Genomic DNA, 10,861 nt, shown 5'->3' with positions numbered 1-10,861 from the left:
CGGAGTGCCTTCCGGTCGGGTGGTAGACTGCAGGCATGCCGCCTGCCTACCCTCCGCTGCTCTCGACGCAACAACAGCGAAACTACCGCGCCCTCGTGGTTGCAAGTGCACTGAGCAACCTCGCCGATGGCTTGCTGATCGTGGCCTTACCCTGGCTGGCCAGTGAGCTCACGCGCGATCCGCTGTTGATTGCCCTGGTCACCGCCGCCACGCGCTTGCCCTGGTTGCTGCTGACCCTGCCAGCCGGGTTGATGAGCGACCGCATGGCGCGTGTGCCGTTGTTGCGCTGGGCTGACCGGGCCCGCGCCCTGCTCGCAGCGGTGCTGGCCGTGGCGGTGTTCGGCTTCGAGTCGACGGTCCCCTCCAGCGTCTTCATGGCCATCGGGTTGGTGTCGGTCTTGGCGTTCATGCTCGGTGCTGCCGAGGTGGTCCGCGACAACACTGCACAAACCGTGTTGCCCGACCTCGTGCCCGGTGCGGCGCTGGAGCAGGCCAACGGTCGCCTGTGGAGTGTCGAGACGGCGAGTAACCAGCTGCTCGCGCCGCCACTGGCAGGTGCGCTGATCGCGGTGGCCCTGGTGGCGCCGTTCGTCGTCAGTGCCCTCGGCTACGCGCTGGCGTCGCTGGTGTTGGCGGTCATTCAGGTCGAGGCACACCGGCCCGATGTACAGTCGGGTTGGCAAGCCGCATTCCTGGCGGGCTGGCGCTGGTTGCGTGGCCACGGCGAGCTGCTGCGGCTCGCGCTGCTGCTCGGCATGATCAACTTCTCGTCGACTGTGGTGCTGACCCTGATGGTGCTCTACAGCCGAGAGCTGCTGCTGCTCGGTCCGACTGGCTACGGTCTCCTCTTGGGCGTCGCGGCTGTGGGTGGTGTGGCGGGCGGTGTGCTCAGCCCCCGCATCGTCGCCCGCATCGGTCCGCTGCCAAGTGTGTGGCTCGCGTTCACGCTGTTCGCTTGCATGCCGATCGCCCTGTGGGTCAACCGCTCGGTGGTCGGGGCGGCGGCCTGCCTGTTCATCGAGCTCTTCGCTGCCATGCTCTGGAACGTGGTGACGGTTTCCTGGCGTCAACGGTCGATCCCGACCGAACTGCTCGGCCGGGTCAACAGCCTCTACCGCTGCGCGGGGTGGGGTTTCATGGCGTTCGGTGCGGTGTGTGGTGGTGCTCTCATGGCGGGACTCGAGCCCCACTGGGGTCGCGAAACCGCCTTGCGCGCGCCTTACCTGGTGGTTGGCCTGCTGAACATTGCCCTGATGGTCTGGGCGCGTCGCTGGTTGCGGTTGCGGCCACCGCCGGTCGCGGCGGCGTAGCGCTGCGAACAGTGTGTCGAGAATGACTCAGATTGGGCAGGTCGAAGCGGTGTCGACTGTGACACACTGGCGTCCTGCAGCAGGAGTGCATACCGATGGGTGTTCTGGCCAGCCTTGTCGTTTCGATCGTCGCCGTCTTGCACGTCGGCTTCCTCGTGCTCGAGATGTTCCTCTGGACGCACCCGATCGGCCTCAAGGTGTTCCACAACGGCGACGCGGAATTCGCCGACCGCAGCAAGGCGCTCGGCCAGAACATGGGCCTCTACAACGGCTTCCTGGCGGCCGGACTGTTCTGGTCACTGACCCAGGGTCGGGTCGATGTGATCGTGTTCTTCCTGTTGTGCGTGGTGGTCGCGGGTGTCTACGGGTCGCTCACGGTGAAGCCCCGCATCCTCTGGATCCAGGCCGCACCCGCGGCGCTCGCGCTCGTGCTGATCGTTCTGTCCTGAGACGAGGCCGTCAGGCGGTGGCGAGCCGCGGCAACGGCTCCTCGTCGATGAACCAGTGCACCACTGCCGCGAGCAGACCCAGCACGATGCCGGCGTACCACATCCCGTCGTAGCTGCCGCTGTTGTCAGCCAGCCAACCGCCCCACCAGATGCCGACGAAACTGCCGATCTGGTGGCTCAGGAACACGATGCCGAACAGCGTTGCAAGGTACTGCACGCCGAACACGCGTGCCACGATGCCGGTGGTCAAGGGCACGGTGGACAACCACAACACCCCCATGACGGCCGAGAAGGCGTAGAGCGTGGTGGTGGTTTTCGGTGCCGCGAGCAGGCCCGCGATCGTGATCGCGCGCAGCAGGTAGATCCACGACAGCGACACCTTCATGGAATACCGCTGGCCCAGCCACCCCGCGCCAAACGACCCCAGAATGTTGAACAGGCCGATCAGCGCGAGGCACCACGCACCGACCTGTCCGGGGTGGCCGAGGTCGGCGACGTAGGCCGGGAAATGCACGGTGATGAATGCAACGTGGAACCCGCAGACGAAAAACCCGCACGTCAGCAGCAGGTAGCCGCGGTGGGCGCGCGCCTCCACCAGGGCCTCGCGGAGGCTCTGCTCGGCCGCGGCCTGCGCCGCCTTCGTCACGCCTGACGGCAGCAGCATCGCGAGCGGCATCAGCAGGGCCGTGAAGAACACCATCGCGAACAGGGCATCGTCCCATCCCCATTGGGTGATGAAGACCTGCGCCAGCGGCGAGAACACCACCTGTCCGAACGAGCCTGCCGCCGTTCCGAGGCCGAGCACGAACGACCGCCGCTCGGGTCCGACCACTCTCGCCATGGCGGCCATCGCCAGTGAAAAGGCGGAGAAGGCGACGCCCAGACCGGTCAGAATGCCAGCGCTGAAGTACAACGCCGCGTGGCTCTCGGCGAACACCAGGCCGGTGATGCCGATGGCATAGAGCACCGCGCCGAGGCAGATCACGCGACTCGGCCCGAAGCGGTCGGCGAAGGCGCCGGCCACCGGGACACCGAAGCCCCAGAGCAGGTTCTGAATGGCCATCGCCAGCGCGAAGGTTTCCCGGCTCCAGCCCTTGGCCTCCGTGATCGGGTCCAGGAACAACCCGAAAGACGAACGCACGCCGAATCCGATGGTGGCGATCAGGCAGGCGGCGACGATCACCAGCGTGGGCGATTGCCAACGTGCAACGTGGCTCATCAGGCAAAGCTCTGGGGGGTGGCGGGGCGCCAGTATGCGCGGCGTCGACGCCACCGAACAAGTCATTTTCGGCCACGGTGCAACCGTGTCAGAACGGGGCGCGTCGCAGTCGACGTCGGACCTGCACCCACACGAAGATCAGCAGCGTGAGCAGCGCGGGCGCGACCACGATGTTGATCAGTTTGAGTCGGTTTTCGAGCGCGTCAATGTCCTCGCGGAGTTGCAACTGGACCGCCCGCAACGCCTTGCGAATCGACAGCTTTTCCGCCTCGAATTCGGCAATTGTGGCGTTTTGTTCCGCGCTGAGCACCAGCGCATCGTCGCCGGTTTTGGCGCGCTGGAGTTCGGCGAGGCGGGTCTCCGTGTCGGTGAGCCGCGCGGTGAGTTCACGCTCCTTGGCGCGGAATCGGGCATCCGCCTCGCGTTCGAGCTGTTGCACGACGTGGAAGGGCCGTTGGTGTTGGCCGCGCGCGCGCAGGCCGATCAGGTCGGCGTTGCCAAGCAAGGTGTCGACCGTGTTCAACAGAAAAGTGCCGTTGTCGGCGAAGGGTTCGGCCACGCGTTGGCCGAAGAAATCCTGCACCTGCACCCACATCTGATCGAGCAACAGGTCGGTGTCTGCGACCACGACGATCAGCGCGTCGCGTTGGGCGACATCGCGGTGGGGCGGTGCGGTGTCCCCCTCGGCTGGCGCGGTGGGCGCACCCGAAGGAAACGCAGTCGGCGGTCGACCGCGCAACAACGCCGCCAGGGTGAACTGCTCGCCGGTGGGCGCAAATCCGTCGTACAAGGTGGCCGGGTCGAAGAGAAACGCAAGGTCCTCGGCGTCCAGCAACGCGCTGTTGCGACTGGACTGCAGCAGCGGCGTGAACTGTGTGGGCGCGTGTTCGGTCTGGCGCAGCGCGCCGGCACTTGCCAGAGTGAACAGCTCCAACCCGCCGACGATCGGCTTGTCCGTGGTCGGTTGCTGCAGCTGGTACAGCCCCAGGTGCCGGACGGGCTGGTTGCCTTGTCGGCTGGGTATGGCTACCGCGAAGCGGGCGTCGCCGACAACCTTGCCATCGACCAGCTCGACCCCCCACGCCGCGAGCAACGCGGGCAGGTCCGACGCTGTGGTGCCGGCCTCGGCCGGCGCACCGTTCGCGCTGAGGTTCTCGGCGAGCGGGTCGAGGAAGACGGCCACGTTGCCGCCGCGCATCACGTGCTGGTCAATGGCGTAGCGTGTGGCATCAGACAGCTGATTCGGGTGGATCACCAGCAGCACCGACACGTCCTCGGGCACCGCCGTGACATCGCGTGGCAGCCAGCTCACGTCGGCGATGTCGCGCACCTGCTGAATCGAGAACCAGGGGTCGGTCGGGCGGCCGGCGAGTGGGTCGAAGCCGCCGTCGATGTCGAGAGTGCTGATGACGGCGACCTTGGGCGCCGCGGCCCGCCCGGCGAGAAACACCGCCTTGCTGATCGTTTGCTCGAGTCGGGTGTCGTCGCCCGGCTGGAAAAAGGATACGCGCTCGGGTTGACCCCGGGCGCCGGTGGCCGCCAGGCCGAAATACACGGCCGGTGCGCCCGGTGCGAGTGCCGCCGGGGTCAGGCCCAGTCGAGCGGCGCGGTCCTCGGCCTCGGAGAACGGTTTGGGGTCGGTCTCGGTCAGGGTGAGTTTGCCGTCGCTCAGCAACACGTATTCCTCGAGCAACTCGGTCACGCGCCGCTTGTGGTTTCGCAACACCGGGATGTCGCGCGTCGCCTCGTCGGTGAAGAAGAGCTCGAGCTGCACGTCGTGCTCGAGGTTCTGCAAGGTACTGAGTGTGCCGCTCGACAAGGTGAACAGGCGGTCGGCCGTGAGGTCGATCCGGAACGGCCCCCGGCTGAGTTGCACAAGGCTGATCACCGCGATGGCGGTGGCGAACAGCACCAGCAGAGCCACGCGGGAGAGGGTCTTTTGCACGCTCGGCACCCCGCTCAGTTCGCCCGCCGCGCGGCGACCACGATGCCGGTCGCGAGCAGGCCGGTGAGGATGACAATGACGAAGTAGGCGATGTCCCGAAGGTCGAGTACGCCACGGCTGATCGCGTCGAAATGGGTGAGCACACTCAAGCCCGCCACCGTGTCGAGCACCGGCGTGGGTGCCCAGGCCCGGAAAGCGTCCAGTACCAGCGGGAAACCGGCGGCAACCAGCGCGAAGCACACCACCGCAGTGACAATGAACGCGATGATCTGGTTGTCCGTGAGTGCCGAGAGGACACTGCCGATGGCAATGAAGGCACCGGCCATCAGCCAGCTTCCGAGGTAGCCCGCGAGCACGACGCCGTTGTCCGGTGCGCCGAGGTAGTTGACGCTGATCCAGATCGGGGCGGTCAGGCTCAACGCCAGACCGGTGAAGGCCCAGGCGGCGAGGAACTTGCCGGTGACCACCGACGCAAGCGACAGCGGCAAGGTCAGCAGTACCTCAATCGTGCCGGACTTGCGCTCCTCTGCCCAGAGTCGCATGGACAATGCCGGTACCAGAAACAGGTAAAGCCAGGGGTGGAACGCAAAGAAGCTTGCGAGGTCCGCCTGGCCGCGCGCGTAGAAGCCGCCAATGAAGAACGTGAAGACCCCGGCCAGCACAAGGAAGATGAAGATGAAGATCAGAGCCAGCGGGCTCGCGAAGTAGCTGGCGAACTCCCGCGCGAACACCGTGCGCGTGCCGCTCACAACTGCACCTCGACGCTGTCCGGTTTGGTGACCTTGCGAAACACGTCGTCCAGCCTGCCCGGGTCCACGCCCATGGCCGCGGGAATCCAGCCTCGGGCCTTGAGCTGTTGATCGATCGCGACGTACAGGTTGGTATTCGGCTTGGGAATCACCGTGAAGCGGTTGGGGTTGTCGAGGCTGAATTCCACGCTGTCGGCCTCGGGCAAGGCCTCGAGCGCCGCGGCGCTGCGCCGTGCATCGGGCAACTCGAGAGTGATGGCGCCGCAATAGCGCGATTGCCGGCGCAGCGCGTCCGGTGTGGAATCGACCAGCACCTTGCCCTCGGCAATGATCAGCGCTCGGTGGCACACCGCTTCGACTTCCTCGAGGATGTGGGTCGAGAGAATCACCGTCTTGTCGGCCGCGACGCCACGGATGAGGTCTCGCACCTGGTGTTTCTGGTTCGGGTCCAGGCCGTCGGTCGGCTCGTCCAGAATCAGCACACTCGGGTCGTGAACCAGCGCCTGGGCGATGCCCACGCGCCGTTTGAACCCCTTGGACAGGGTGTCGATGCGCTGCGTGCGCACGCCGTCGAGTTCAAGCTGCGCGGTCACGGCGCGCAGTTTGCCCTGGCGGTCACGCGAGGCCAGGCCACGCGCGCGGGCAATGAAATCGAGGTAGTGCTCCACCGTCATGTCACCGTACGCCGGCGCGCCTTCGGGCAGGTAGCCGAGGTCGGCTTGCATCCGCTTTCTATGACGCTGGACGTCCCGACCGTTTACCGTGATGCGACCGGATGTCGGCTTGTCATAGCCTGTGATCAGCTTCATGGTCGTCGACTTGCCGGCGCCGTTCGGGCCGAGAAAGCCGAGCACCTGGCCGGGTTCGACCGTGAAGCTGATGTTATCCACCGCTCGGAACCGGCCAAATCGTTTGCAGAGCGAAGAGACGTCGATCATGTCGCAGTGGCGCAGCAGCGTGGGTCAGAGGAGGTGCGTGGTGCGGGCCTGGGTGGAGGGTGTCAAAAATCCAGCAGGGTAAAGTAACGCAAGCCCTGTTCTTCCAGCCGCTGGGCGCCGCCGAGGGCGTCTATTTTAGCGAGTGCCGCGATTTCCACCAACTCGCCTTGCAACGCGTGTATCAGCGTGATCGCGGCGCCGAGTGTGCCGCCGGTGGCGATCAGGTCGTCGACCAGCAACACGCGGCTGCCGGGCGCGAACGCGTCGCGGTTGAGCTCCAGTGTCGCCTCGCCGTACTCCAATGAGTAGGACTCCGAGAGCGTGTCCGCCGGCAGCTTGCCAGCCTTGCGAATGGGGGTGAACGCGGTGTTGAGGGCGTAGGCGACAGGCGCGCCGAGAATGAACCCGCGCGCGTCGATGCCGGCGACCACGTCAATCTGCTCGCCGATGTAGCGGTGCACGAAGGTGTCGATCAGCACACGGTAGCGCGTAGGGTCCTGCAACACCGGCGTGATGTCGCGAAACTGCACGCCGTCGATTGGCCAGTCCGGCACGGTGCGGATGGCCGGTGCCAGCATGTCGTGAAAATACTGTGTCATGCAGAGATCCTTATCGGGCGTAGGTGTCGCGCAGCGTGGCGACAAAGCGGTCCACATCGGCTTCGGGCAAGGTGTTGATGCCGGCGGCCGCGGCCCGCCCACCACCCGTGTCGAACTGGCGGCACACCGCGTCGGCGCCGGTTCGCCGGGTGAGCGGGGCGCGCACGCTGACCAGGTAGCCCCCGTCTTTCTCCGTCAGCAGCGCGTGTGCGCGTTCCGGGTGCGCGTTGGCCAGCTGGTTCGCGTGAACCCCGCTTATGCGCCGCGCCCAGCGGGCGTTGGGCAGCACCGTCACCGACACCGTGTCGTCTTCGATGCGCGGCGTGAGCGCCTGAGCCTTGTCGACATCGCTGGCGTGGCCCTCACGCAGGGACTGAAAAGCCGGGTCTTCGGCGATGAAGGTGCCGGGTTCGCGGTGTGCGCTCAGGTCGCGGTACAGGATCGCCGGGTCGAACAACAGGTCGTCGAGGCCGGCGCCGTAGCCGTTGTAGTTCAGCAGGGTGCCCAGCTCGCAGAGGGCCGTGAGCGCCGTCTCGTCGAGCCCGAGCGGCGCCGCGGCGGTGCGCGCAGCCTCGATGAGGTTGTCGCCGAAGGCGGCCGTCACGGCCCAGGGCAGGTGCGCACCGCCGAGCACCGCGTTGACAATCAGGCCGGTGCAGACCGTGGGTCGGGTGTCGATGTGGCAGTCGAGCGCGGGGTGCGCCGGGATATCGCCGGGGAAGTGGTGGTCGAAATACCGCACCGGCACACCCGCCTCCAACAGGGCGCGCACCGCGTCGACGTTCTTCTCGAACGACACGTCGAGCACCGTGGCGCTCGAGGCGTCCAGTGGCACGCGTTGAACCAGCGCGATGTCCCGCTTGACCCCGGTGACGAGTGTGCTCTCCACGGGGTCGGCCAGGCGCAACTGGTGCAGCGCGCAGAGGCCATCCGCGTCGCCATTGAACACGTCAAAATGCATTGCTGTCCCCGTTCGTGGCCCCGTCTCTGAGCGTCGCCGCGATGCGTCTGACCACGCCCGGACCCTCGTAGATCAACCCAGTATAGAGCTGCACCAGGTCGGCGCCGGCGCTGATCGCGCGGTGGGCGTCGTCCGCGCCGGCGATGCCGCCGGCGGCGATCAACCCGGTGTCCGGCCCGAGCAGGCGCCGCCAGTGTGCGACGATGCCGGCGGTGCGCTTGCGCAAGGGTTCGCCGGACAACCCGCCCGCTTCGTCCGCGTGCGAGAGGCCGGCCACGGCGCTGCGGTCGGTCGTGGTGTTGCTGGCGATGACACCGTCAACGCCGTGGCGCGCGACGGCACTGGCGATGTCGGCGCGTTCGGCGTCGTCGAGGTCCGGCGCCACCTTGAGCAGCAGCGGCAACGCCCGGCCGCGCGCCTCGGCGGCGGCGGCGCGCACCTCGCTGATCGCCTGAAGCAGTGTGTCAAGTGCCTCGGCCGCCTGCAGGTCGCGCAGGTTCCTGGTGTTCGGTGACGACACGTTGATCGTGATGTAATCCGCGACGGACGCCGCTGTTCTCAGGCACGCGACGTAGTCGTCCACCGCCGAGGCCGTCGGCGTGTCGGCGTTCTTGCCGATGTTGACACCGAGCACGCCCTGCCAACGGCGTGTGGACACGCGTCGGCACAGGGCGTCCACGCCGGCGTTGTTGAATCCGAAGCGGTTGATCAGCGCCGAACGCGCGGGCAGGCGAAAGAGGCGGGGTTTGGGGTTGCCCGGCTGGGCACGGGGCGTGACCGTGCCGACTTCGAGGAACCCGAAACCCATCGCGCCGAAGGCGTCGACGGCGCGACCGTCCTTGTCCAGCCCCGCGGCCAGGCCCACACGGTTTGCGAAGCGCAGCCCGCAGCAGTCCACAGGGTCGTCGATGGCCGCGCCGAGCGTCGCGCGCAAGGCCGGTACGACCCCCGGCAGCGCGAGCGCGCGAAACGCGAGGTCGTGGCTGCGTTCTGCGTCGAGCGCGAAGAGCGCCGGCCGCACCAGGCGGTAGGTCATTGGCTGCAGGTCCCTGGGTGACGGGGGAGTGGGCTGGCTACAACTCGTCCAGTGACAACCGATCCTGGTCGGCGTCGGACACGGCGTAGCGCAGGTGGATGGCGTCCGGTTCACGCCAGATCAACGAGAGTGTCCACCCGCCCTGTGGCCAGTCGACCCGCGCGGACCCGCGGCCCGAGCGGATCGCGTTGAGTTTGGAGCTGCGCGACGCGGCGTAGCGCGGGAAGGTGCTGTTGTCCTCCCCGCTGCGGTAGACGCGCTCCAGGCGCTTGAGCCACCGGTCGAACTCCCGCCAGCCACCGGGCTCCACGCGACGTTCGACGGCGACCAGGGTGTCGTCGACCACCTCGAGCCGGGTGTGCCCCGGGCCCGCGCTGTCGGTGAAGGTGTTGTCGACCTCGGGCACGGGGTCGAGGCGCAACGCCGAGGTGTCTCCGCCAAGGCAGTAGTCGCCAAACACCTGTTTTCGGCAGGCAGTCTCACCGTCGCCCCACACCGGGCCGGTCAGTGCCATCGCGGCGGTCAAAAGCAGGACTGTACGCGGCAAATTCATGCTGTAGGATTCTCCGTCGGTGACTTCCCCGGTGCAAGTGGCGCCGGGTGTGATGGTGCATATGCGGTGTTCGATCGACAATTTGCCCAAGGTTCTCGCACGCGGCCTCGATTTGGTCTACTGCATCAGCGGCGACGAGCTGTTGCAGCGCGGCGAGGCAGCCGAGTCGGTCCGCGCGCGTGCGGTCGAGGCGGGGTACACCACGCGCGAGCTGCTCGAGGTCGACGCGCGTTTCGATTGGCAGGCGCTCGCCTCCGCCGCAGACAGCCAGTCGTTGTTCGCCGAGCGGCGGATCATCGAGTTGCGCCTGCCGAGCGGCAAGCCCGGCAAGGCCGGTGGCGACGCGCTGCGGGCGTACCTCGGTCGGCCGCCGGAGGAAACCATTCTGCTGATCGTGTCGGGCAAGGTGGACGCGGCCAGCCAGAAGAGCGCCTGGTTCAAGGCATTGGACAAGGCGGGCGTGTGCGTCGCTGTCTGGCCGCCGCGCGCGCACGAGCTGGTCGCCTGGGTGACACGCCGACTGCGTCGACACGGGGTCAACGCCGACGCCGCGGCGGCCCAGCTGATCGCCGAGCGCACCGAGGGCAATCTGCTCGCGGCCGACCAGGAAATCCAGAAACTCGCGCTGCTGGTGGGCGATGAGCCGGTCGATGCCCGGGCGGTCATGCGGGCGGTCGCCGACAGCGCGCGGTTCAGCGTCTTCGATTTTTCTGCCGCCGTGCTGGCCGGCGACGCGGCGCGCGCGGCCCGCACCCTGACCGGCCTGCGGGCCGAGGGCGTGGACCCGGTGCCGGTTGCCTGGGCGTTGACGCGCGATGTGCGGGACGTGTCCATCCTCGCCACGGAGCTGGCCAACGGCCGCGGGCAGGCCCAGGCAATGCAGCGGGTCGGCGTCGCGCCCTTTCGCCAACGCGAGGTGCAGGCGGCCGTGCACCGCCATTCCGCGTCACAGTGGCAGCACTACCTCCACCGCTGCGCGGCGCTGGACCTGCGGGTCAAGCGGGCGCGCTCGGACGCGTGGGATGCCTTGCTCGACCTCTCGCTCGCGGTGGCCGGTCGAGCGCCCTCACTGCGCGCAGACGCCCACGGCTGAGCACGCCGA

11 protein-coding genes are annotated in these 10,861 nt (G+C 67.5%); 3 read left to right on the top strand and 8 right to left on the bottom strand.

Annotated elements, in window-relative coordinates; translation table 11 throughout:
* Positions 1–35: 35 nt before the first annotated feature.
* On the top strand, positions 36–1,310 hold the full coding sequence (locus tag AAGA11_00310) for an MFS transporter (protein ID MEM9601275.1): 1,275 nt from the start codon (positions 36–38) through the stop codon (positions 1,308–1,310).
* Between the two features lie 95 nt (positions 1,311–1,405).
* A complete protein-coding gene (locus AAGA11_00305; GenBank protein ID MEM9601274.1) occupies positions 1,406–1,759 on the top strand; it encodes a DUF1304 domain-containing protein in 354 nt (117 codons plus the stop codon).
* Positions 1,760–1,769: 10 nt separating this feature from the next.
* On the opposite strand, the gene AAGA11_00300 is transcribed toward AAGA11_00305, so the two are convergent.
* From AAGA11_00300 to AAGA11_00265, 8 genes are all read right to left on the bottom strand, one after another.
* Positions 1,770–2,978: an MFS transporter gene (locus tag AAGA11_00300; protein MEM9601273.1), complete on the bottom strand. Its 1,209-nt coding sequence runs from the start codon at positions 2,976–2,978 to the stop codon at positions 1,770–1,772.
* A gap of 88 nt (positions 2,979–3,066) precedes the next feature.
* Entirely contained in the window at positions 3,067–4,923 is a 1,857-nt protein-coding gene (locus tag AAGA11_00295; GenBank protein ID MEM9601272.1) for a Gldg family protein, read from the bottom strand.
* A gap of 14 nt (positions 4,924–4,937) precedes the next feature.
* Positions 4,938–5,672 (bottom strand): ABC transporter permease, encoded by a 735-nt coding sequence (locus AAGA11_00290; protein ID MEM9601271.1) that lies wholly within the window; start codon positions 5,670–5,672, stop codon positions 4,938–4,940.
* A complete protein-coding gene (locus AAGA11_00285; protein ID MEM9601270.1) occupies positions 5,669–6,610 on the bottom strand; it encodes an ABC transporter ATP-binding protein in 942 nt (313 codons plus the stop codon). Before AAGA11_00285 ends, AAGA11_00290 begins: the two co-directional genes overlap by 4 nt.
* A gap of 62 nt (positions 6,611–6,672) precedes the next feature.
* Positions 6,673–7,209 (bottom strand): adenine phosphoribosyltransferase, encoded by a 537-nt coding sequence (locus AAGA11_00280; GenBank protein ID MEM9601269.1) that lies wholly within the window; start codon positions 7,207–7,209, stop codon positions 6,673–6,675.
* A gap of 10 nt (positions 7,210–7,219) precedes the next feature.
* The gene (locus tag AAGA11_00275; GenBank protein MEM9601268.1) at positions 7,220–8,170 is read right to left on the bottom strand and encodes an acetyltransferase; all 951 of its coding nucleotides are present in this window, start codon (positions 8,168–8,170) and stop codon (positions 7,220–7,222) included.
* Positions 8,160–9,206, bottom strand: coding sequence for a quinone-dependent dihydroorotate dehydrogenase (locus AAGA11_00270; protein ID MEM9601267.1), 1,047 nt, complete (start codon positions 9,204–9,206; stop codon positions 8,160–8,162). Before AAGA11_00270 ends, AAGA11_00275 begins: the two co-directional genes overlap by 11 nt.
* Positions 9,207–9,243: 37 nt before the next feature.
* The gene (locus AAGA11_00265) at positions 9,244–9,759 is read right to left on the bottom strand and encodes a hypothetical protein (protein MEM9601266.1); all 516 of its coding nucleotides are present in this window, start codon (positions 9,757–9,759) and stop codon (positions 9,244–9,246) included.
* A 19-nt stretch (positions 9,760–9,778) separates the two neighbouring features.
* Between AAGA11_00265 and holA the strand changes: the two genes are divergently transcribed.
* Positions 9,779–10,852, top strand: a complete 1,074-nt coding sequence (gene holA, locus AAGA11_00260) for a DNA polymerase III subunit delta (protein MEM9601265.1) — start codon at positions 9,779–9,781, stop codon at positions 10,850–10,852.
* The last annotated feature ends 9 nt before the right edge of the window (positions 10,853–10,861 follow it).

The organism is Pseudomonadota bacterium, assembly GCA_039196715.1.
GTDB lineage: Bacteria > Pseudomonadota > Gammaproteobacteria > CALCKW01 > CALCKW01 > CALCKW01.
This window is presented reverse-complemented; position numbering and strand designations above follow the sequence as displayed.

What these genes read in the sequence shown, in the direction of transcription:
- AAGA11_00265 (MEM9601266.1), bottom strand. Translation starts at nt 9,759, where the DNA reads ATGAATTTGCCGCGTACAGTCCTGCTTTTGACCGCCGCGATGGCACTG.
- AAGA11_00285 (MEM9601270.1), bottom strand. Translation starts at nt 6,610, where the DNA reads ATGATCGACGTCTCTTCGCTCTGCAAACGATTTGGCCGGTTCCGAGCG.
- AAGA11_00280 (MEM9601269.1), bottom strand. Translation starts at nt 7,209, where the DNA reads ATGACACAGTATTTTCACGACATGCTGGCACCGGCCATCCGCACCGTG.
- AAGA11_00270 (MEM9601267.1), bottom strand. Translation starts at nt 9,206, where the DNA reads ATGACCTACCGCCTGGTGCGGCCGGCGCTCTTCGCGCTCGACGCAGAA.
- AAGA11_00310 (MEM9601275.1), top strand. Translation starts at nt 36, where the DNA reads ATGCCGCCTGCCTACCCTCCGCTGCTCTCGACGCAACAACAGCGAAAC.
- AAGA11_00305 (MEM9601274.1), top strand. Translation starts at nt 1,406, where the DNA reads ATGGGTGTTCTGGCCAGCCTTGTCGTTTCGATCGTCGCCGTCTTGCAC.
- AAGA11_00275 (MEM9601268.1), bottom strand. Translation starts at nt 8,170, where the DNA reads ATGCATTTTGACGTGTTCAATGGCGACGCGGATGGCCTCTGCGCGCTG.
- AAGA11_00300 (MEM9601273.1), bottom strand. Translation starts at nt 2,978, where the DNA reads ATGAGCCACGTTGCACGTTGGCAATCGCCCACGCTGGTGATCGTCGCC.